We start from the raw sequence: 19978 nt of genomic DNA, 5'->3' as shown, positions 1-19978 counted from the left end.
CGACGTGTTGCCGGACCGCAAGGCAGCCACCCTGGCCGCGTGGCTGCGGGAGCACCCGGAGGTGGAGGTGGTCTGCCGCGACGGCTCCGCCGCGTATGCCGAGGCGATCCGCGCCGGCGCACCGCATGCGGTGCAGGTCAGCGACCGGTGGCATCTGTGGCACAACTTGGCCAAGGCGGTCGAGAAGACCGTGATCGCGCACAGCCGCTGCTGGCATGACAGTCCAGCCCGCCCGGACCGGCCTCTGGATGAGCGCACCCGCGAACGGCACACGGCCGTGCATACCCTTCTCAACCAGGGCATCGGGCTACTGCAGTGCGCCCGTCGGCTGGGCTGGGCGCTGAATACGGTGAAGCGGTACGCCCGCGCGACCACCGCCGAGGACCTGCAGCGGCCACCGCGCTACCGCGAAACCCTGGTCGACCCGTTCCGGGCTCACCTGCCCCGCCGACGTGCCCAAGACCCTCAGGTTCCGGTGACCCCGGCTGCTGGCCGAGATCCGCGCACAGGGCTATGCCGGCAGCGCCAACCTTCTGGTGCGCTACCTCAACCAGGGCCGCGCCGACGCGGAATGTGCCCCGCCGTCACCGCGCCGCCTGGTCTCCTGGCTCATGACCAAGCCCGAGACGGCTTTCTTCGCGTTCATGCCAGCCTGATCGTGGTCCGGCGGGGTTCGCTCGTTTCTTTGCTGCCCCGGCCTTCGGCTGGTGGCTTTTCGTTGATGTGCGGCCCCGCCGGATCCTGCACCGGGCCGCGGTGTGGCTTGATAGGTGCGTGCCGATGCTCGATGAAGGCGTGCCCCCGCTGCCCGGCTGAAGGTTTCAGCTGCTCAAGGCGAGGGAGACGGCATGGTCGTGATCGGGGTCGACGCGCATAAGCGCAGCCACACGCTGGTGGCGGCGGACGAGTTGGGCCGCAAGCTCGGCGAACGAACGGTCGGAACGACCAGCGATGGGCATCTGCAGGCGGTGCAGTGGGCCGCGCAATGGCCGCAGGTCCGCTTCGCGCTGGAGGACTGCCGGCACCTGACCCGCCGTCTGGAAGGCGATTTGCTGCGCGCCGGGCACCAGGTGGTGCGGGTGCCGACCCGGCTGATGGCCGCGGCGCGTCGGAGTTCGCGGCAGGCCGGCAAGTCCGATCCGATTGACGCGCTCGCGGTGGCGCACGCGGCGCTTCGCGAACCGGACCTGCCGGTGGCCCGGCTGGACGGCCCAGCCCGGCAGGTGAAACTCCTGTCTGACCACCGCCGGGACCTGGTCGCGGAGCGGACCAAGTTGGTCAACCGGCTGCGGTGGCATCTGCACGAACTTGACCCGGGCCTGCACATCCCGTCTCGAGGTTTGCGCCGCTACTGCGTCATCGACGACCTCAACGACCGGCTCGCCGGGGCTGAGGGCACGGTGGCTCGGATCGCCCGGGACCTCCTCGTGCGGTGTCGGGAGCTGACGGTGCAGATCAACAGCTTGGAGCGGGAACTACGCGACCTGGTCCGCGTCCTGGCGCCGAGCCTGCTTGCAGTTCCCGGCTGCGGTGTCCTCGGCGCGGCGATGATCCTGGGCGAGACCGCCGGCGCCGACCGGTTCCGTTCCAGGCACGCCTACGCCCGGTTCAACGGCACGGCCCCGATCCCGGTCTGGTCAGGCAACACGGTGCGGGTGCGGCTCAACCGTGGCGGCAACCGGGTCGTCAACACCGCCCTGCACATGATCGCCGTCACGCAGGCCCGCGGCGTCGGCCCTGGCAAGGACTACGTCGACAAGCAGCTCGCCGCTGGCAAGACCCGCACCGAAGCGCTGCGGCTGCTGCGCCGCAGGCTGTCCGACCGGGTCTTCACCGCCCTCCTCGCCGACGAACGCCGCGCATCCCAGTCCGCCCGAACCGTCACGCCGTTGCCTCCTACCAACCTGACAACCGTGATGACGGCGGCGGCTTGACATAGGAGCATCAAGGAGACCCGGTGAACGTGTATCCGTTCATCGAGGCGGAGAAGGCGCAGCAGGGCAATGTGAAGCGTGCCTGCGAGCTGTTGGAGGTCTCCCGGTCCGCCTACTACCAGCACCCCGGCGCCGGCCCGTCCACGCGGGTCCGTCAGGACGTCGAACTCACCGAGAAGATCATCGAGGTGCACGACGCCTCCGCTGGAACCTACGGCTCCCCGCGTGTGCACGCCGAACTGCGCGCCCAGGGCCGCCGGCACTCCCGCAAGCGGATCGCCCGGCTCATGCAAGCGGCCGGCCGGTGCGGTCGGGCGCCGAAACGGTGGCGGACGACCACCGTGCCCGACCCGGCGGCGCCCGCGCGCCCTGACCTGATCGCCAGGGACTTCACCACCGCAGCCGTGGCGGTGAACACCCGCTGGTGCGGAGATATCACCTACATCAACACGTGGGAGGGTTGGATGTATCTGGCCACCGTCATCGACGTGGCCTCCCGTCGGGTCGTCGGCTGGGCCACCGCCGATCATCTGCGCACCGACCTGCCCGCTCAGGCGCTGTCCAACGCCGTGACCAGCCGCCGCCCCGACCAGCCGGTGATCTTTCACAGCGACCGCGGCTGTCAGGGCGGATTCAACCGGCCGTCGCAACACCTTGTCGGAGAGGTGGAGCGATGGCTTACGGGCCAGGGCAGAAGCGGGTTCGGGAGTATCGGGGTCAGATGCCTTCGCCGGGACGGCCGACGGTGGCGTGGCGCGAGGACCGGGTCAAGTTCTGGGCTGCGATCCGATCTGGTGTGATGACCGAGGATGCCGCCGCGGCGGCGGGCGTGTCGTCGCCGGTCGGGTTCCGGTGGTTCCGGCACGCTGGCGGCGTGAATCCTGCGTTGCCCGCAAGTGTGTCGGGCCGGTATCTCCCTCTTGGTCAGGATGGGGTGAGACACCGCGTGTGAGTGCGGGGTGCTGACCGAGGGCGGGATCGGAGATCCTGGTGTACGTGTCGACATCTTCTGAGGACCAGCCCGTGCAGGGTGTGCCGGGCGGGTCTGATCCGGCGCCGAGGCCGTCTCGGCGGGCGTTCAGCCCGGAGTTCAAACTCGCGGTCCTGACCGAGTACGAGAACGCCCCGCATGGGGAGAAGGCCGCGGTCCTTCGCCGCGAGGGCTTGTACTCGTCGCATCTGATCGAGTGGGCCCGAGCCCGTGACGCGGGCGCCCTCACCGGCGGCGGCGAGAAGGCGTCTCCGGCTTCTCGGCTGCGGAAGACCGCCGAGCAGGTCGAGTTGGAGAAGCTACGCCGGGAGAATGAGAAACTGCAGGCGGATTTGAAGAAGACCCGGATGGCGTTGGACATTATGGGAAAAGCACACGCGCTCTTGGAAGAACTCTCCGAGAGCGCGGACAACGGTCCGCCGTCGAGCAGATCCTGACCACCGCCTTCACCGACCTGCGGTCCGCCGAGCTGTCGGTGCAGCGTTGCTGTGCGCTGACCGGAACGTCACGGGCGACGCACTACCGGCGGAAGAATGGTCTTGGGTCGGTGCACGGGCCGTGGCTGCCACGAACCCCTCCACCGTCGGCGTTGAGCGACACCGAACGGGTCCGGGTCCTCGAGGTGTTGAACAGCCCCGCGTATGCGGATCTGGCGATCCCGCAGGTGTGGGCCCGGGAACTCGACGACGGCCGGTACTGGTGCTCGCTGTCGACTATGTACCGCATCGCCCGCACCGCCGGGCAGGTCAGGGAACGACGCCGGCAGGCCACGCACCCACCGCGGGTGCGCCCCGAACTCGTCGCGACCGGGCCGTCGCAGGTCTGGTCCTGGGACATCACGGCGTTGAAAGGACCCGTCAACGGAACCTGGTACCGCTGCTACGTCATCATCGACATCTACTCCCGCTACGTCACCGGATGGCTCGTCGCAGCCGGCGAAGACGCGGTCCTGGCCCGGGACTTCCTCTCCGACGCGGTCACCCGCAACGGCGTCGAGCCGCACACCATCCACGCCGACCGCGGCGGCGTCATGGTGTCGAAACCCGTCTCCGAGATGCTCGTGAACCTCGGCGTGCTCCGCTCGCATTCGCGGCCCCGAACCTCAAACGACAACCCGTACTCCGAAGCCCAGTTCAAAACGATGAAATACGTGCCCGACTTCCCCGACCGGTTCGGATCCCTCGCCGACGCCCGCGCCTTCTGCGACAGCTTCTTCACCGCCTACAACCACGAACACCGCCACTCCGGCATCGGCCTGCACACCCCGGCGTCAGTCCACTTCGGCACCGCCGAGCAGATCCGGGCGCACCGCCAGACGACCCTCGACCAGGCCTACGCCACCCACCCCGACCGGTTCACCCGCCGCCCACAAGCAACCCGGGCACCCGACATCGCCTGGATCAACAACCCGGCCCGGCAAGAACAACCCACCCGCTAACGACAACCTGTCTCACGTTGACTTGACAACTACCGTCTGTCGTTCAGGGAACGCGAGGACATCGCTCTGTCGCGGGCGAAGGGCATGGGCGTTCGTGAGATCGCACGCCGGCTCGGCCGGGACCCGTCGACGATCTCGCGGGAGTTGCGGCGCAACGCATCGACCAGGACGTACCGGTTGGACTACAAGGCCACGATCGCGCAGTGGCACGCCGAGCGTCGAGCCCGCCGGCCGAAGACCGCGAAGCTGCTGGCCAATGAGCGGCTCCGAGAGTACGTCCAGCAACGACTTGCGGGCGTGATTCGGACAGCGGACGGCCGGCCGGTCGCTGGGCCGCAGGGCCCGCAGTGGAAGGGCCGCAACAAACCCCACCGCGGCGACCGGGCATGGACGACCGGGTGGAGCCCGGAGCAGATCTCCCGCAGGCTCAGGGCCGAGTTCCCGGGAGATGAGTCCATGCGCATCAGCCACGAGGCGATCTACCAGGCGCTCTACGTCCAGAGCCGCGGCGCCCTCAAGCGCGAACTCGTCACCTGCTTGCGGACCGGGCGGGCGCTTCGCGTCCCCCGAGCCCGCGCGAAACAACGCGCGTGGGCGCACGTCACGAGCGACACGCTGATCAGTGAACGGCCCGCTGAAGTCGCCGACCGTGCCGTCCCCGGGCACTGGGAAGGGGATCTGATCATCGGGTTGCAGCGCTCCGCGATCGGGACACTGGTCGAGCGGACGACGAGGTTCACGATGCTGATCCACCTGCCTCGCGAGGCCGGCTGGGGGGTGATCCCGCGGACGAAGAACGGCCCTGCTCTCGCCGGCTATGGGGCGATCACGATGAGCAAAGCCCTCGCGGCGACGATCAACCAGCTGCCCGAGCAGCTCCGCAGATCGCTGACCTGGGACCGGGGCAAAGAGTTGTCTGCGCACGCACGCTTCACGGTCGAAACCGGAGTCCCGGTGTTCTTCGCCGACCCCCACAGCCCCTGGCAACGCGGCACCAACGAAAACACTGTGAGTCTGTTGGTGGCCCGGGAGGGTCAGACCGGCAGGCTGGTGCCGGCTGCATGAGGTGACTCTCGAGAACACTGGCCACCGACAGGTGTGCCTTGCGTTGGACCCGTCCCCCGAGCAGCCGACACCGGCCTGACCCACTCGTCTTGGCTTGATCAGGAGCTTGTCCGCCCGCAGGCGTGACTCCTCACAGTGCTGCCGCGACAGGTGACCTCTCCCAGGTCGGCGTCGACCGGCGCTCGCCCTCGGGAAGGACAACCGGATGGTAATGCTGGCAGAGCACTACGACTTCGTCATCGGTGGTGACCCCGACCGCGACACGATCGACCTGGCCATCCTCGACACGGTCACCGGCGGGGTCCGTGGCCACCTCGCCGACCGAGCGGATGGACCCGGCTACCTGCGGCTCTTGGCCTGGGCCCGCGAACACGCGCCCGGCCGTCGGGTCTGGGCGCTGGAGGGCACCGGCAGCTTCGCCGCCGGACTGGTCATGGTCTTGGCCGAAGCAGGCGAAGACATCGTGGAGATCACCGGTGGAAAGCGATCCCGCGGCGCGAAGAACGACCGTATCGACGCAGTCCAGGCCGCTCGAACCGCATTGGCCAGGAAGACCAAGCCGCGCCCCGTGAACGGGGCCTGCGTGAAGCGCTGCGTCAGATTCTCGTTACCCGGCAGGCAGTCCTGGTCAGCCGAACCAAAGCGATCAACGAACTCAAGAGTCTGATCGTGGTCGCGCCCGAGCATCTACGCGCACAGTTGCGAGGGCTTCGACTGATCAAGCAACTGGCCCGCGTCGAACAGCTCCGCAGCCCCGCTGGCGCGAGCGTCGAGCACCGGATCACGATTCTGACCCTGCAGTCGATCACCGCCCGGATCCGGTTCCTACTCGCCCAGACCGCCGAGCTCGACCCCGAGTTGCTCGCCCTCGTCAAGAGCCACCCCGCGGGCCCGGTCCTGCTCGCCGAACCCGGCGCCGGTCCGGTCGTCGCCGCCCAGCTGCTGGTGAGCTGGTCGCACCGCGGCCGGGTCCGCAGCGAGGCCGCGTTCGCCACCCTCGCCGGCGCCGCCCCTCTGGAGGCCAGCAGCGGGCAACGCACCCGCCACCGGCTCAACCGCGGCGGGGACCGTGACCTCAACCGCGCCCTCCATACGATCGCGATCACCCGCCTACGCTGCCACCAAGAGTCACGCGACTACGAAGCCAACCGCACCGTCCAGGGCAAAACCCACCGCGACGTCCGTCGCAGCCTCAAACGCATCCTTGCCCGCCGGCTCTACCGCCGCATCCAAGCCGCGACCCGCCAGCCGACACCCTCCACCAACCTCCCGCACGGAGCTTGACAAACATAGGAGCGTCCAACGGCCTGCTGCGGCAGTCTTCTCTGGCGCACACGGCGGGAAGGCCCGCTTCGAGTGGCGACCCACGGAGATACCCAGGCACGGATACGGCCGATGTGGCGAATTGCCACATCGGCCGTATCCGTGTTCCGGTCACCATCGGAGCGGGTCCCGGTCGTGGCTCCTGGGACGCCAGGATCGGCGGGGCCGACGCCGCCCTGGTCCTCGGGCAGCTCGACCTGCTGATCTCGGGCACAGTGCCGGGCAGCTGCGCCTCGTGTGCGATGTGCTAGCTGCCGGGTTGGAAGCGGCGCAGCCGGAGGCTGTTGGCCACCACGAACACCGACGAGAAGGCCATTGCCGCGCCAGCGATCATCGGGTTGAGCAGACCGGCCGCGGCCAGCGGCAGAGCGGCCACATTGTAGGCGAAGGCCCAGAATAGGTTGCTCTTGATGATGCGCAGGGTTCGGCGGGAGAGCCGGATGGCGTCCACGGCAGCCGTTAGGTCACCGCGGACCAGGGTCAGATCCGATGCCTCGATCGCCACGTCGGTGCCGGTGCCCATGGCCAGGCCCAGATCGGCCTGGGCCAGCGCGGCGGCGTCATTGACTCCGTCACCGACCATCGCGACAACCTTGCCGTCGGCTTGCAGCCGCTTGACCACGTCGACCTTGTCAGCCGGCATGACCTCAGCGATCACCTCATCGATGCCGACCTCCGCCGCGACGGTCCGGGCGACGGCGGTGTTGTCGCCGGTGAGCAGCACCGGGGTCAGCCCCAGTGACCGGAGCTGGCCGATCGCGGCTCGACTGGTCGGCCGGACCACATCGGCGACCACCAGCACCCCGCGGGCCCGACCGCCCCAGCCTGCCAGAACCGCTGTGTGACCTGCCGTCTGCGCGTCGGCCGCGGCCTGCTCGACCTCGGGCGGTACGTCCAGGCCGCGCTCGCGTAGCAGCCGAAGCCGACCGACCAGTACCTCGCGGCTGTCGACGGTGCCGCTCACGCCAAGCCCTTCGGCGTTGGCGAAGCCAGCCACCGGCGCCAGCGCGCCGGCCTTGGCGGCGCCAGCGGCGACCGCCTGGGCGATCGGGTGCTCGCTGGCGGCCTCCAGCGCGCCAGCGAGGCGCAGTAGTTCGTCAGCGTCCTGCCCGTTGGCGGGGACCACGTCGACCAGGGTCATCTTCCCGGTGGTGACCGTGCCGGTCTTGTCCAGCACCACGGTGTCCACCCGCCGGGTCGATTCCAGCATCTCGGGTCCCTTGATAAGGATGCCGAGTTGGGCGCCGCGGCCGGTGCCGACGAGCAGCGCGGTCGGGGTGGCTAGGCCCAGCGCGCAGGGGCAGGCGATGATCAGTACCGCCACGGCGGCGGTGAACGCGGCGGTGAGGCCACCCTCGTTGCCGATCCAGAAACCGAGGGTGCCGGCGGCGAGCGTGATGACGATCGGGACGAACACGCCGGAGATCCGGTCGGCGAGGCGCTGCACCGCTGCCTTGCCGGTTTGGGCCTGCTCGACGAGCTTGGCCATCTGGGCGAGCTGGGTGTCCCCGCCGATCCGGGTGGCGGTGACGACCAGCCGGCCGCCCGCGTTGATCGTGGCGCCGACCACGCCATCGCCCGGGCCGACCTCGACCGGCACCGACTCGCCGGTGAGCATGCTGGCGTCGACGGCCGAGGTGCCCTCGTCGACCACCCCGTCGGTGGCGATCTTTTCGCCGGGGCGGACCACGAACCGATCGCCGACGGCGAGCTGCTCCACCGGGATCAGGGTCTCCACCCCGTCGCGCAGCACCGCCACCTCCTTGGCGCCGAGTTCGAGCAGGGCGCGCAGGGCGGCGCCGGCGGTCCGCTTGGACCTGGCCTCGAAGTAGCGGCCGGCCAGGATGAACACCGTCACCCCGGCGGCCGCCTCCAGGTAGATGTTGCCGGCGCCGTCGGTGCGGGTGATGTCGAAGCGGAACGGGTGCGTCATCCCGGGCATCCCGGCGTCGCCGAGGAAGAGCGCCCAGAGCGACCAACCGAACGCGGCGAGGGTGCCGAGCGAGACCAGGGTGTCCATGGTCGCCGCGCCGTGCCGCAGGTTGGTCCAGGCGGCCCGGTGGAAGGGCAGCCCACCCCAGACCACCACCGGGGCGGCCAGGGTCAGCGACAGCCACTGCCAGTAGTCGAACTGCCAGGCCGGGACCATGGCCAGCAGGATCACCGGCACGCTGAGCGCCACCGAAACCCACAGCCGGGTCCGCAGGCTGTGCAGCTCGTCCACCGGCTCGGCGGCGTCGGACGACTTGGCCGAGGGCGGTGGGGGTAGGACCGCGGTGTAGCCGGTCTTTTCGACCGTCGCGATCAGGTCCTGCGGTGTGAGGGTGTCGTCGTAGCGGACAGTGGCCTTCTCCGTGGCGTAGTTGACGGTGGCGCTCACGCCGTCCAGGCGGTTGAGTTTCTTCTCGATGCGGGCGGCGCAGGAGGCGCAGGTCATCCCGCCGATAGCCAGTTCGATCTGGTTCGGCGCAACGCTCAGCGGCTTGGCGGGTGAGGTCATGACAAGCTCCGCTTCAGTTGTGGCCATGGCCGGGTTCGCCGTGCCCGGCGCTCTCTGACGGGGTTGGCGTGGCAGGCGCCGCGGGTGCGGCGGGTCCGGCCGCACCCGCGGCGTCGCCAGCGGTGAGGGTGAACGCCGCGGTACGGACGGTGCCCTGATGCTGGAAGTCGAGGAACAGCCGGTATGTGCCGGCGGATGGGACCTCGGCGAAGAAGGTGACCTGCGGGCCTGAGGTGGTCCGCCCGTCGCCGGGCTCGCCGTCCGGGTGTACGTGCAGGTACGCCAGGTCGCCTTGACGCAGCGCGACCAGGTGCCCGTATGCCCCTAGGTAGGGCTGAAGGTCGGTCACGGCAGCGCCGTCGCGGTTGATGGTCAGGGTCAGTTTGGCGGTGCGGCCGGGCTGGAGGGCGCCGTCGATGGTGACGGTGTAGCCGCCGACGCTGCTGCTGGTCGCGGGGGCGGGCAGCGGGCGGGGGGTGAACGGGCCGGGTACGGGCACGTCCACACCGAGGGTCAACGGCTGGGCTCCGCTGGGCGTGAAGTCGGCGAAGGCGCGCCACGTGCCGGGCTCTCCGAGCGGCGAGGCGACCCGCCATGTGCCGTCCGGGGCCATCTCGGGGTGTACGTGCCGGAAGCCGGAGAGGTCACGCCGGGTGACGATCAGGTGCATTCGCTTGTCGTGCGCCTCGTCGAAGGTCGTGACGGCCCGCCCATCGGGGCCGGTGATCCGGAAGGCGAACTCGTTCGCTGGGGCGGTGACGGGGGTCAGGGTGTAGCCCCGGTCGGAGACCAGCAGCCCGCCGGGGGTCTGCCGGGCAGCTTCGGATCCAGTGTCGTCGTGGCTGGCGTCGTCGTGCCCGGCGGTGTCGTGGCGGCTCTCGGCGGCCGGCGCGACGGGGTCGGCTACCTGGCCGACCCCGTACGCCGCGCCGAACACCACCGTGAGGCCGAGGGCGAAACCACTCAACTTTGTCGCCGTGTTCATGTGATTGGCACCTCGGTTCTGCGGCGTGGGTGGGAATTGTCAGGCGTTGACGAGGTCGTAGCCGGCCTCGTCGACGGCGGCCCGTACGGCCGCCGGGTCCAGGGGCGCCTCGCTGGTCACGGTGACCTGCCCACTGGCGAGGTCCACCGTGACGTCGCTGACGCCGGAGATGGCGCCGATCTCCGTGCTGACCGAGTTGACGCAGTGCCCGCAGGTCATCCCCTGCACCTGGTACGTGGTGGTGATCATGCAATTCCCCTCTCGCACACGCTCACGATATACCCCCGGGGGGTAGTTACGGGAAGGACACTCCCCGCCCTTGACGTTCTACATACCGGGAGGGGGTATCCGTCCCGACGACCGTAGCATACCCCCAAGGGGTACGCTATCCTTGGCTGCATGACCACACCCACGCCGACCCCGACCCGGGGATACACCGCCAGCAAGGACCAGTTGCTCGCGCGGCTGCGCCGCGTCGAGGGGCAGGTCCGGGGCATCGAGAAGATGGTCGATGACGACCGTTACTGCATCGACGTGCTCACCCAGATCTCCGCGATCCAGGCCGCGCTGGACAAGGTGGCGCTGGGGCTGCTCGACGGGCACGCCCGGCACTGCATGCACGAGGGGGCGGCTGAGGGCCGCGCCGACGAGATGGCCAGTGAGATGATGGCCGCCGTCGGCCGGCTGATGAAGCGCGGCTGATCGAGCCCGACCGTCGGCCTCACCTGCCCTGAGTGACCGACCGCCGCCGCGCCGACCGGGCGGCCTTGTGCAGGGAGGCGGACCAGCGGACAGATGCCGCAACAGGCATCTGTCGCCGCTGCTCGTTGTGGTGGGTCTTCCCTGGGCCGACTGGAGCCGGGCATGCAATCGGGCCCACGACCGCACGGGGCACGTCCTGGCGCATTCCGAGACACCGCGTCGATCGCCAAGTCAGGTGAGGCAGTGCGGGTGCGTCTTAGCAATCTCACCTCAACGCCCTGCCCGGAAGACGTGAGATGCTGCGGCAGGGCGGACGCTAACGTCGAGTAGAGCCAGCTTGCCAAGTCGTCCAACAAGAGCTGCGACTTCGGTGCACTGCACACACTAGGGCGCCGGCCGTAAGGGCCGGCGCCCCAGCACTGTGATCAGACGGCGGGACGAGGACGGCACTGCCCTCCGGTCTTGTCATTCACGGCGGCGGCGCCGTTGGCGGTTCTGGCGTTCGTCGCGTGGTCGTATGTGCGGGCCGAAGGTTGCACATAGCGGTCTCTTTCTCGAGGCCGGGTCGATCGCGATGGGTGCCACAGCCGAGCCGTCAGTGGACCCGGGCGGCTTCGGCGTCGGCGATGTTCTGCGGACGGGGCGCGGCGGTTCGTAGGGTGATCGCGGCGATGCCAGCTCCGACGGCGGCGATGACGCCGGCGCCGATGAAGGCGGCGGAGTAGCCGTCGGTCAAGGCCGTCAGATTATCCAGCCGGTCGGCCCCGTGAGACGCGGCGACCGCGGTCATGGCGGCCAGACCGAGGGCCGAGCCGACCTGGTAGCTGGTGTTGACGATGCCGGAGGCCAGCCCGCCCTCCTCGGGGCGAGCGCTGGAAATCGCCGTGCCCAGGGATGGAATGAAGGCGAGCGACATGCCCAGCGCCGCGACAAGTGACGCGGGCAGGACGTCGGCGAGGAACGTGCCGTCGGGACGGATCAGCGCGAGCCATCCGAGGCCGGCGGCGAGGACCGCGAGGCCGGTCACCACCAGGGGCTTGGGGCCAAACCGGTTGATGGCGCGCGGAGCCAGGCCGATCATTCCGACCATGATGAGGATGGTCATCGGCAGCAGCGCCGCTCCGCTGGGGAAAGCGCTGTAGCCGAGGACCTGCTGCAGATACAGGTTGAGGTAGAACCACATCGGAATCCACGCCGCGCCGAGCAGCAATTGGGCGACGTTGGCGGCGGCGAGGTTCGGGGCGCGGAAGATGGATAGCCGCATCAGCGGCTCACGACGGGCCGCCTGGATGGCGAGGAACGCCGCCAGCGCGACGACGGCGCCCGCGAGGACCGTCCACGTCTGGGCAGAGGTCCAGCCGACCTCGGGAGCGCGAACGATGGCGTAGACGGCGGCGCCGAGACCGGCGGTGACGGTGAGCGCCCCGGCGACGTCGAGGGAGCCGCGGCGGGCGCCGCCGGCCGGCATCAGCGCCGGGGTGGCGAGGACGGCGAGCAGGGCGATCGGGATGTTGATGTAGAACACCCAGGGCCAGTTGACGTACTCGGTGATGACGCCGCCGAGGAAGACGCCGGCAGTGCCACCGGCGGGTGCGGCCGCCCCGTAGAGGGCCAGCGCTTTGGTGAGTTCTCGCGGCTCGGCGCCGAAGAGCATCATCAGCAGGGTCAGCGCTGAGGGTGCGATGAGGGCGGCGCCGGCGCCCTGGGTGGCGCGGGCGGCCAGCTCCACGGCGACGCTGTCGGCCAGGCCTGCCGCGGCCGAGCCGACCAGGAGGAGCAACCAGCCGGCGGTGAACACGCGGCGGGCGCCGAACAAGTCCGACAGCCGGCCACCCAGCAGCAGAAGGCCGCCGAAGGCGACGACGTAGGCGTTGAATACCCAGGACAGGTTCTCCGGCGAGAAGCCGAGATCGGCCTGCATCCGAGGTAGTGCGACGCCGATGATCGAGGTGTCCATGATGACCATGAACTGGGCGAGCGCGATGAGGCCGAGGGCCCACCACCGCTTGGATCCGTGTGACATCACAACCACTCCTTAATGCCCCTAGGGGGTATGGGTAAGTGGTAGATGTGTACCCCCCGGGGGTATGTGGTGTCAAGTGATCGACGTCTACGACGCCCGGACATGCGCCTCCTCGCGGTGCACTCGCCCCCGGGGTGTGGCATTCGTCCACTGAGGAAGGCGGCCTGTGACGGCGCACCGGCACTGGGCGGATCGGGCGGGACACCGCAGGTTCGGCGGACCGAGGGACAGGTTCGCGGGTGGTTGAGCGCTGGTCCGGCGTCTGCGCCACGGCCGCCGACGAAGCCCACGCTGCTGTGGCCCGAGGGTTGAGCCCACGGATGAGGACCTGCGGAGCCACCTCACCCGGCGAGAGGCAGCTTCACTTAGCGACCGGCGTACATCGGCTGGCAGGAACGCCTACCGCGGCGCAAGTCGACGTCGGCTTCACGTCGTGGCCGGGCCGGTCCCGTTTCGCGGAGTCTGGATCGCGGTGCGGCTTCCTTCACGCCAATGGCTCAATTCGGCGCGCAGTTGCAGACGTGGCCAACCCAGGCGCGGGATGAGCAGGACGGCGGGTGCATGCGCACTCGACAGGCATGGGCCGTCAGAGCCCTTCAGTCACTGCTCCCGATGCTGCCGCAAGCTATGCCGTCGGGCGGTCAGAGGTGAGGACGCGCTGCAGGCCGGCCGGATCTTCGGTGAGCATGGATCACGATGGGGACGGAGTCGCCGTGATTGAACCGCTGGTCTGCGTGGGGCTCGGTGTGCTGGTGGTGGTCGCACTGGGGGTGGTCGTGGGGCTGGGCGTCGCCGTTGGACCGGGCTTGGTGTTCGTGGGAGTGGGCTTCGGCGTCGTGCTCGAGGTCGGGCGTGGGGTTGGGGTGGGGGTGGGCCGTGGGGTTGGTGGCTTGGATTCCGTGGGCTTGGGAGTGGGCTTGACGGGGGGTGTGGTGGGGGCCGGCACCTCCTGGATGACCCTGGTGGCGGCGAAGAACCGTGACCACCAAACGGTAGAGACCTTGACGACGTCACCGGTGGTCGGCGCCTGAACCATCTTGCCGTTGCCGATGTACATGCCCATGTGGTGAATACTGCTCCAACTGGTACCGGAGGCGAAGAAGACCAGGTCACCGGGGAGCAGGGAGTTGCGGTCGACGGTGCGGCTGCGAGTGGCGTTGTACTGGTCGCGTGACACCCGGGGCAGCTGGTCGTAGTCGGCGCCCTTGGAGCGGTAGGCGGCCCAGATCAGTCCGGAGCAGTCGTAACGATCCGGACCTTCGGCGGCCCACTCGTAGGGCTTGCCAAGCTGGGCGAGGGCGAACCGCACGGCGGCCAGGGCCCGCGGGTGCGCCGCCTTCCCCCCGATGCTGCGACTTACGGTTACATCAGCGCCGAGGCGCTGCTCGGCGGCTTCGCGTTGCCGCTCGATCGCGGCCAGCTGATCAGCGTTGCGTCGTTTCAGCGCGAGCAACGCCGCTTCACGTTGCTTGTAGGTCGTCTCTAAGGAGGCGTATCGGCCGCGGGCCGCCTCTTCAGCCGCGACTGCCGCACCGTGACGGGTGTAGGCCACCTGTTCTACGGCCTGCGCTTGGCGTAGCTCGCGGGCGGCGTCGTCGATATCGCCGTCGTCCTGCTGTCCGCGGTAGGCGCGGGCCAGCTCGCCCAGTTCGTGCAGGTCGGCGCCGACGGTGCCGGGTGGCACGGCGGCGGCTCGCTTGAGGGCGTCGGCGGCAGCGGGCACGACGGTCTGCTGTGCCTGCTGGAGACCGTCGCGCGCCTCGCGTAGCTGCCGTTCGGAATCCTGCAGGGAGAGGCTCGCACGTGTCTGGTCCTGCCGCAGCAGAAGCAGTTGCTCGCCGAGGGTCGCTACCTCGGTTTCCAGGGCGAGGATCTGCCCTGCGAGCGGATTCGCCGGCGGCGAGGAGATCGGACCGCCGGGGGCCGGCGCTGTCGGCGCTTGGCCGCCGGGCAGTTGTACAGAGCCAGCGGGTGATGGTCGCGTCCCCGTGTCGGGGACGACATTGGGCAGTGGCGGATCGGCGTGCACCGGGCTGGCGAACGCCACCGTCACCGCGGCGGCCAGTAGAGCGGACCATGCGACCGGACGTAGGACTGCCAAGCTCTCCTCGTACCGCCTGGAGCGCTTAGACCCGTTACTCATCGATCTCGCTCCCCGCCCGGAGTACGCGCCGCATCAACTACAGCGGCGACATGTGTTCGGGGCCTGTCGTCAAGCAGTAACGGAGCGACAATAGCGGGTATCTACGATGCGGCGATAGTAGAAGGGGCCTGGGGTGGGAGATTGTGGGCGCCGATCAGTGGGAGCACGTGTCCGCATCGGATCGACGAGCGCTTGACCGGTCAGCAGGGCGCGGCGGGGATGAACGCTGCCGCAACCGCTGGCTCATACGGTGACAGCCGCCGCCGGGTGGCGACCCGCCACCGGCTACGGATTCGTGGGAGATGGCCAGCAGGTGCCGCAGGTGAAGGGTCATCCCTGTCGTCGCGATGGCCAACACGGGCGGTGGGGCCACCTGTCTGGGTCGGTCATCAGCGCCCGGCGCCCGGGACACACTTGTGTGCACAGCACGTTTGGCGATCGATGGCTCTGGTCTAGGTCGGTCATCAGCGCCCGGCGCCCGGCGCCCGGGACACACTTGTGGACAGCACGTTTGGGCGATCGGTGGCTCTGGGGCCCACCTGTCGCTCTGCCGTTTGAGGGACCGATCGCGTGGCGCCAGGGACGGCATCGGCGATGGACACCTGCTCCTCTTTGACCGCCGGCGCGCTGGCCGCCTCGCCGGAGTCAGGCGCAGAAGACGACAGCGGTGACGGCGCCGATCATTGCCGGCGCGATTGCCGCGACCAGCGGAAGTACGACACGGGCCGCGATCCGCTGGTGCGGTGTGGCTGTCTGCAGGCGGTGCAGCCGCGTTGGCACGTCGGCTCCGGCCATGGGCAGGGCGTGCGCGGGGTGCGCGGCACCGCTGAGGGCGATCAGCGCTCCGCGGACCGCAGGCACGCCGCAAGTGCGGACGGCAGCCGCGTCGGCGCACAGCTCGACCAGTAGCCGCATGGCGCGCGGCGCGCGGCGGGTCAGTGGTACCCACGGTGCGGCCGCGGCGAGGACCTCCGCGATGGCGACGATCAGATGGTGCCGGCCGCGTAGGTGCGCCCGCTCGTGACACAGCACGGCCGCGCGTTGCGCCGGCGGTAGTCGCAGGACGCCAGCACTGACGACGACCATTCCTCGGCGGCCACCGACGCTGTAGGCCAGCGGTGCGGGATGCGGAACCCGCAGCACCGGTTCCTGTTCTGGTGTAACGGTTTCGCCGAGCAGCGTCACCAGGTCATGGTGCGCTTGGCGAGACTCGCGCTGGGCACGCCACTGCCGAACCGCCACGACCACTGATCGTGTGGCCAGCGCGCAGACCGCCACCGCGCCGGCCACGCCGAGGACTTCATCCTGGGCGGGCAGCTGGCCATGCCGGACCGCGAACCAACAGTGGTGCGCCACATGCTCCGCCCAGTCCCCCAGACGGTCGACCGGTGCGAGCAGCAAGGTGACGCCGGCGGCGAAGGTCAGCAGCACGGCGGCCAGGGTGCCCCACCAGGCGAGCAGCACCGCGATCGGATCACGGACCGGGCCGACGACCCGTTCCAGCAGCGCTGGTGCGAGCCAGGCCACGGCGAGCGCCCCGACGATGAGGGCGAGGGCGGGGCTCACCGGGAGTCGGTCCGTTCGTCAAGTACCTGCCGCAGCACCGCCAGTTCCCGATCGGAGGCCGAGCGGGCGAAGTGCAGCAGCACGACATCCGGTTGGAGGCTGGTCTCCAGCATGCGCCGCAGGGCCCGGGCGACGAGTTCCTCCCGGCTGCCGGCGGGCCGGTAGTGATAGGCCTTGCCGGTCTTGTCGCGCAGCACCCACTGTTTGCGGTGCAGGTTGTCCAGCACGGTCATGACGGTCGTGTAGGCCAGGGTGCGTCCGGTCAGTCGATCCAGCACCTCACGTACGCGCAGGGGCTCGTCCGCCTGCCACAGCACATCCATGACGGCGGCCTCCAGCTCACCCAGACCGTTCACCGACACACCGCCTCCCACATTTCCGCCAGCCTACGCTGGGCCCGCGTCGCCGTGACGCAGTCTGCGGGTAGCGCGGCGTCAGGACGAACGCGGCGGTCCCTGATTTGTGCTTCAGGGACCGCCGCGTTGCTCAAGTGCCCACGTCAGGCCGAGTAGCCGCGGGAAGCAGCCCACTCGGCCAGCTCGCCGACGGACATCCAGTAGGTGCCGTCGCCCACCGGCTGCCACGGGTCGGCGATCTTTACCTGGTCGCCGTCGTAGGCCACGACGGTCACGTAGTGCCCGACCGGAAAGTCGCGCGACAGCCCGTCGACGTCGGTGCCGGATCCGATGACGTTGACCACGGCAACGCGGTCGTTGTCGATCGCGGTGCTCAGGTCAGCCTTGAGGCGCTGCACCTCGTCGGTGGTGGCTGTGTCGTTGGGGATCTCGCCGGTCTTGTAGACGTCCTTGCCGAGTTCCTGGTTGAGGACACGGGTGATGTCGAACGCCGAGGCCGTCCCGGCGACGGTGGTGCCTAGCTTGGCCGCCAGTTCATCCTGACTCTGGATCTTGCCTTGGGCGCTGAGCGCGATGCGGGTCGACGCCGGGCCGCAGAAGTAGATGTTCGGCTGCTCCTGGAAGCGGTAGTCGACGCGCTTGTCCGACTGCTTTTCTGCCATCTGCACCGCAGGTACCTGCGTCGGCGCGGCGAGCGCACTGGTCGCCGGTGCGGCGACGCCGGCGGCGACGAGGGCCACTCCGGCCACTGCGCGCGCGCTCTTGCGAGCGACTGCGGTACGAGCCGCGGTCCATTGCGTGAGCGTGTTCATCGTTGTCACCTTTCCTCGGGGTGACCAGACCGATGTCGGGCTGGCATCACGGGGACACGCCATCTGGCCTCCAGGGGCCGGATATGGCGAACGCCGGGGCGTGCTGCTCCGGCGTACACCGGCGCAACCGGCGACGGCCGGCCCGCATTCCGCGTTCATGGCGGGGGAAGGCTGCGGCGACGTCCCGGGGCCGTACAGGATTGGGCAGTCGTCGCAGGCTGGCCGATACGGCGAGTCGTTCCCGGCACCAGGTGTCGTGGCCCACAGAGCGGCGGCCGGACCCGATGTGGGTCCGGCCGCCGTCCTTTCGTGGTTACAGGCGGTCGAGGATTTTCTGCAGGGTCTGCACCTCTGCGGCCTGGTCCGCTTCGATCTGCGCGGCGAGGGCCTTGGCCTCCGGATTGCTGCCGTTGGCCTGCTCGGTCTTGGCCATCTCGATGGCGCCGTTGTGGTGGGCGATCATCATCTGGGCGAACATCTTGTCGAACTCGCTGCCCTTAGCGGCCTTGAGCTCGTTCATCTGCCCGTCGTTGGCCATGCCCGCCATCGCGGACGTGCCGGACGAGCTCGTGCCGTGCATGTCGTGCCCCTCGGGCGCGGCGGTGGGCTTGCCCCACGCGGTCAGCCAGCCCGTCATCGTCACGATCTCCGGGTCCTGCGCGGCCTTGATCTTCGCCGCGAGTTCCTTCAACTCAGGATCGTTGGCGCGGGTCGGCGCCAGATCGGCCATCTCGACGGCCTGGCGGTGGTGCGGGATCATCATCTGGGCGAACATGACGTCGGCGTCGTTGGCGGTGGCGGTGGCCTGCGCCGACGCTGAAGCGGTGACCGTTGGGCTGTTGCCGCTGCCGTGGTCCATGCCGCTCATATCGTCGCCACATGCCGCGGTGGTCACGAGGAGAGCGGACAGGGTGACGCCGGTCAGCAGGGCGCGACGCATCACGATGGTGCGCATCATGGTGAAGGAATGCCTTTCAGGTTGTTGGTGTGCGAATAAGGGATCGACGGTCGGTTGACCGGCGGCGTTTCCTATATCCGCAGCACCGACACCGCGGCGACGCGCAGGCCGAGCAACAGTGCGGGCGGGCTGCGCCCGCCGCCGTGAACTGCGAGATGCGTCCGTGCATCACAGCGTTCACCGTGGGATCGCACCCGCAGTAGTGCCAGTCCGACGGCCAGTCCGAACGCGCCGAGCACAGCCAGGCAGACCGAGAAGAGGCCCAAATCCGCGCTGCCACTGGGGCGCGGCTCGCGGATCTGGGCGATCAGACTCAGGCGACCGGAAACATCCTGACCAGGACCGGAGAGCGTGTCGTGCGGCATGACCGCCGCTGTGGCGTCGTGGCCGCTCGTGGTGTGCCCGCCGTCGCCGTGGCCGAAGGTGTGCATTCCGGCGACGCCGAGGGCCAGCAGGACGAGCAGCAGCACCCGCGGCAGGCTGACGAACCTGCCCGGGCGCTGGCGTGCTGTCCTGTTCATACCAATCCAGGATAGAAGGTGGCATAAGGGGCGACCAGCCGTGCTGGAGGAAAGCGGTGCGGGATGGCGGCTTCTCTGGTCGGGGCGGGTGAGGGGCGGGTTTTACGGCGTCAGGTTGGGGATGTTGAACCAGGAGAACGGCGCCCACGGCAGGTTGCGCAGCACGGTGGTGTAGAGCAGGAAGCCGGCGATGTAGGTCCCGTAGGCCCAGGTGGGCAGGCGTAGCGCGGGCAGTTCGCGTCCGAGCCAGGCCGAGGCGACGAAGCGGACGCCGAGGTAGGCCACGAATGGCACCGCTACCAGCGCGGCCAGGTGGTGGCGGGCGGCCTGGGTGAGATCGCCGTGCAGGAGGTAATAGACCATGCGGGTGCCGCCGCAGCCGGGGCCGTTGATGCCGGTGAGGGAGTGCCACAGGCACGGTCCGGTCGGGTCGGCGAGCCGGTCGGTGGGATCGAAGCGCAGCACGAATCCCGCCGCCGCGGCCAGTACCGCAGCCATCGCCACTGAGGCTGCGCGCCGCATCGTCCGGTCAGGTGCTGCCGTGACCTGATGCACCGGTAGCCTCCTCGCCGCGCCATCCGGAAGGCGCCCACCCGAGCGTCGCTGCCACGTCTGCACCGTGACGCTCCCGACGCTACTACTATCGGGCAATAGTAGATGG

General features: G+C 69.4%; 19 protein-coding genes and 2 pseudogenes. 10 read left to right on the top strand and 11 right to left on the bottom strand.

What is annotated here, in order from left to right; genetic code table 11:
• The first annotated feature begins 4 nt into the window (after window positions 1–4).
• The 9 genes and pseudogenes from OG990_RS04650 to OG990_RS04610 all read left to right on the top strand — a co-directional run bounded on the left by OG990_RS04650 (window position 5) and on the right by OG990_RS04610 (window position 6712).
• Window positions 5–877, top strand: a complete 873-nt coding sequence (locus tag OG990_RS04650; RefSeq protein ID WP_406081656.1) for a transposase — start codon at window positions 5–7, stop codon at window positions 875–877.
• Entirely contained in the window at window positions 849–1934 is a 1086-nt protein-coding gene (locus tag OG990_RS04645) for an IS110 family transposase (protein ID WP_406077291.1), read from the top strand. The genes OG990_RS04650 and OG990_RS04645 overlap by 29 nt, the downstream gene beginning before the upstream one ends.
• 23 nt (window positions 1935–1957) lie before the next feature.
• Window positions 1958–2734 (top strand): IS3 family transposase, encoded by a 777-nt coding sequence (locus tag OG990_RS04640; protein ID WP_406079115.1) that lies wholly within the window; start codon window positions 1958–1960, stop codon window positions 2732–2734.
• A pseudogene (locus OG990_RS04635) lies at window positions 2656–2850 on the top strand (IS30 family transposase); the annotation flags it as partial. The gene OG990_RS04640 and the pseudogene OG990_RS04635, both read left to right, overlap by 79 nt.
• An 80-nt stretch (window positions 2851–2930) precedes the next feature.
• Window positions 2931–3362: a transposase gene (locus OG990_RS04630; protein WP_406079114.1), complete on the top strand. Its 432-nt coding sequence runs from the start codon at window positions 2931–2933 to the stop codon at window positions 3360–3362.
• Window positions 3363–3400: 38 nt separating this feature from the next.
• Window positions 3401–4363: a transposase gene (locus OG990_RS04625; RefSeq protein WP_406079113.1), complete on the top strand. Its 963-nt coding sequence runs from the start codon at window positions 3401–3403 to the stop codon at window positions 4361–4363.
• Window positions 4364–4399: 36 nt separating this feature from the next.
• Window positions 4400–5383 (top strand): annotated as a pseudogene (locus OG990_RS04620) (IS30 family transposase); the annotation flags it as partial.
• Between the two features lie 256 nt (window positions 5384–5639).
• Window positions 5640–6095: a hypothetical protein gene (locus tag OG990_RS04615; RefSeq protein WP_406079112.1), complete on the top strand. Its 456-nt coding sequence runs from the start codon at window positions 5640–5642 to the stop codon at window positions 6093–6095.
• A gap of 2 nt (window positions 6096–6097) precedes the next feature.
• A complete protein-coding gene (locus OG990_RS04610; protein ID WP_406079111.1) occupies window positions 6098–6712 on the top strand; it encodes a transposase in 615 nt (204 codons plus the stop codon).
• A gap of 286 nt (window positions 6713–6998) precedes the next feature.
• Here OG990_RS04610 and OG990_RS04605 read toward each other — a convergent pair whose 3' ends face one another.
• The 3 genes from OG990_RS04605 to OG990_RS04595 are packed head-to-tail and all read right to left on the bottom strand — an operon-like array spanning window position 6999 to window position 10485.
• A complete protein-coding gene (locus tag OG990_RS04605) occupies window positions 6999–9251 on the bottom strand; it encodes a heavy metal translocating P-type ATPase (protein WP_406079110.1) in 2253 nt (750 codons plus the stop codon).
• 13 nt (window positions 9252–9264) lie between these two features.
• Window positions 9265–10236 (bottom strand): hypothetical protein, encoded by a 972-nt coding sequence (locus tag OG990_RS04600; protein WP_406079109.1) that lies wholly within the window; start codon window positions 10234–10236, stop codon window positions 9265–9267.
• A 39-nt stretch (window positions 10237–10275) separates the two neighbouring features.
• Window positions 10276–10485: a heavy-metal-associated domain-containing protein gene (locus OG990_RS04595; protein ID WP_406079108.1), complete on the bottom strand. Its 210-nt coding sequence runs from the start codon at window positions 10483–10485 to the stop codon at window positions 10276–10278.
• A gap of 150 nt (window positions 10486–10635) precedes the next feature.
• Here OG990_RS04595 and OG990_RS04590 point away from each other — a divergent pair, with 150 nt between their 5' ends.
• The gene (locus OG990_RS04590; protein ID WP_269683478.1) at window positions 10636–10938 is read left to right on the top strand and encodes a metal-sensitive transcriptional regulator; all 303 of its coding nucleotides are present in this window, start codon (window positions 10636–10638) and stop codon (window positions 10936–10938) included.
• 595 nt (window positions 10939–11533) lie between these two features.
• On the opposite strand, the gene OG990_RS04585 is transcribed toward OG990_RS04590, so the two are convergent.
• From OG990_RS04585 to OG990_RS04550, 8 genes are all read right to left on the bottom strand, one after another.
• Entirely contained in the window at window positions 11534–12961 is a 1428-nt protein-coding gene (locus OG990_RS04585) for an MFS transporter (RefSeq protein ID WP_406079107.1), read from the bottom strand.
• A 691-nt stretch (window positions 12962–13652) separates the two neighbouring features.
• Complete coding sequence (locus OG990_RS04580; RefSeq protein WP_406079106.1) at window positions 13653–15014, bottom strand: NlpC/P60 family protein; 1362 nt, start codon at window positions 15012–15014, stop codon at window positions 13653–13655.
• Window positions 15015–15749: 735 nt separating this feature from the next.
• The gene (locus OG990_RS04575) at window positions 15750–16670 is read right to left on the bottom strand and encodes a M56 family metallopeptidase (RefSeq protein WP_406079105.1); all 921 of its coding nucleotides are present in this window, start codon (window positions 16668–16670) and stop codon (window positions 15750–15752) included.
• Window positions 16667–16993 carry a BlaI/MecI/CopY family transcriptional regulator gene (locus tag OG990_RS04570; RefSeq protein ID WP_406081654.1) on the bottom strand — a complete coding sequence of 109 codons (327 nt, stop codon included), beginning with the start codon at window positions 16991–16993 and terminating at the stop codon, window positions 16667–16669. Before OG990_RS04570 ends, OG990_RS04575 begins: the two co-directional genes overlap by 4 nt.
• 176 nt (window positions 16994–17169) lie before the next feature.
• Window positions 17170–17838 carry a C39 family peptidase gene (locus OG990_RS04565; RefSeq protein ID WP_406079104.1) on the bottom strand — a complete coding sequence of 223 codons (669 nt, stop codon included), beginning with the start codon at window positions 17836–17838 and terminating at the stop codon, window positions 17170–17172.
• A gap of 313 nt (window positions 17839–18151) precedes the next feature.
• A complete protein-coding gene (locus tag OG990_RS04560) occupies window positions 18152–18793 on the bottom strand; it encodes a DUF305 domain-containing protein (RefSeq protein ID WP_406081653.1) in 642 nt (213 codons plus the stop codon).
• A gap of 74 nt (window positions 18794–18867) precedes the next feature.
• The gene (locus OG990_RS04555; protein ID WP_406079103.1) at window positions 18868–19266 is read right to left on the bottom strand and encodes a hypothetical protein; all 399 of its coding nucleotides are present in this window, start codon (window positions 19264–19266) and stop codon (window positions 18868–18870) included.
• Window positions 19267–19419: 153 nt separating this feature from the next.
• On the bottom strand, window positions 19420–19815 hold the full coding sequence (locus OG990_RS04550) for a DUF2752 domain-containing protein (RefSeq protein ID WP_406079102.1): 396 nt from the start codon (window positions 19813–19815) through the stop codon (window positions 19420–19422).
• Between the last annotated feature and the right edge of the window lie 163 nt (window positions 19816–19978).

The sequence above is a fragment of the Micromonospora sp. NBC_00858 genome, assembly GCF_045207365.1.
In the GTDB taxonomy this organism is placed as follows: domain Bacteria; phylum Actinomycetota; class Actinomycetes; order Mycobacteriales; family Micromonosporaceae; genus Micromonospora.
This window is presented reverse-complemented; position numbering and strand designations above follow the sequence as displayed.

Bases quoted from the DNA above. Each gene is read 5' to 3' on its own strand.
- OG990_RS04590 (WP_269683478.1), top strand. From the start codon at position 10,636: ATGACCACACCCACGCCGACCCCGACCCGGGGATACACCGCCAGCAAG.
- OG990_RS04565 (WP_406079104.1), bottom strand. From the start codon at position 17,838: ATGAACACGCTCACGCAATGGACCGCGGCTCGTACCGCAGTCGCTCGC.
- OG990_RS04600 (WP_406079109.1), bottom strand. From the start codon at position 10,236: ATGAACACGGCGACAAAGTTGAGTGGTTTCGCCCTCGGCCTCACGGTG.
- OG990_RS04595 (WP_406079108.1), bottom strand. From the start codon at position 10,485: ATGATCACCACCACGTACCAGGTGCAGGGGATGACCTGCGGGCACTGC.
- OG990_RS04560 (WP_406081653.1), bottom strand. From the start codon at position 18,793: ATGCGCACCATCGTGATGCGTCGCGCCCTGCTGACCGGCGTCACCCTG.
- OG990_RS04605 (WP_406079110.1), bottom strand. From the start codon at position 9,251: ATGACCTCACCCGCCAAGCCGCTGAGCGTTGCGCCGAACCAGATCGAA.
- OG990_RS04645 (WP_406077291.1), top strand. From the start codon at position 849: ATGGTCGTGATCGGGGTCGACGCGCATAAGCGCAGCCACACGCTGGTG.
- OG990_RS04585 (WP_406079107.1), bottom strand. From the start codon at position 12,961: ATGTCACACGGATCCAAGCGGTGGTGGGCCCTCGGCCTCATCGCGCTC.
- OG990_RS04550 (WP_406079102.1), bottom strand. From the start codon at position 19,815: ATGGCTGCGGTACTGGCCGCGGCGGCGGGATTCGTGCTGCGCTTCGAT.
- OG990_RS04570 (WP_406081654.1), bottom strand. From the start codon at position 16,993: ATGGATGTGCTGTGGCAGGCGGACGAGCCCCTGCGCGTACGTGAGGTG.
- OG990_RS04615 (WP_406079112.1), top strand. From the start codon at position 5,640: ATGCTGGCAGAGCACTACGACTTCGTCATCGGTGGTGACCCCGACCGC.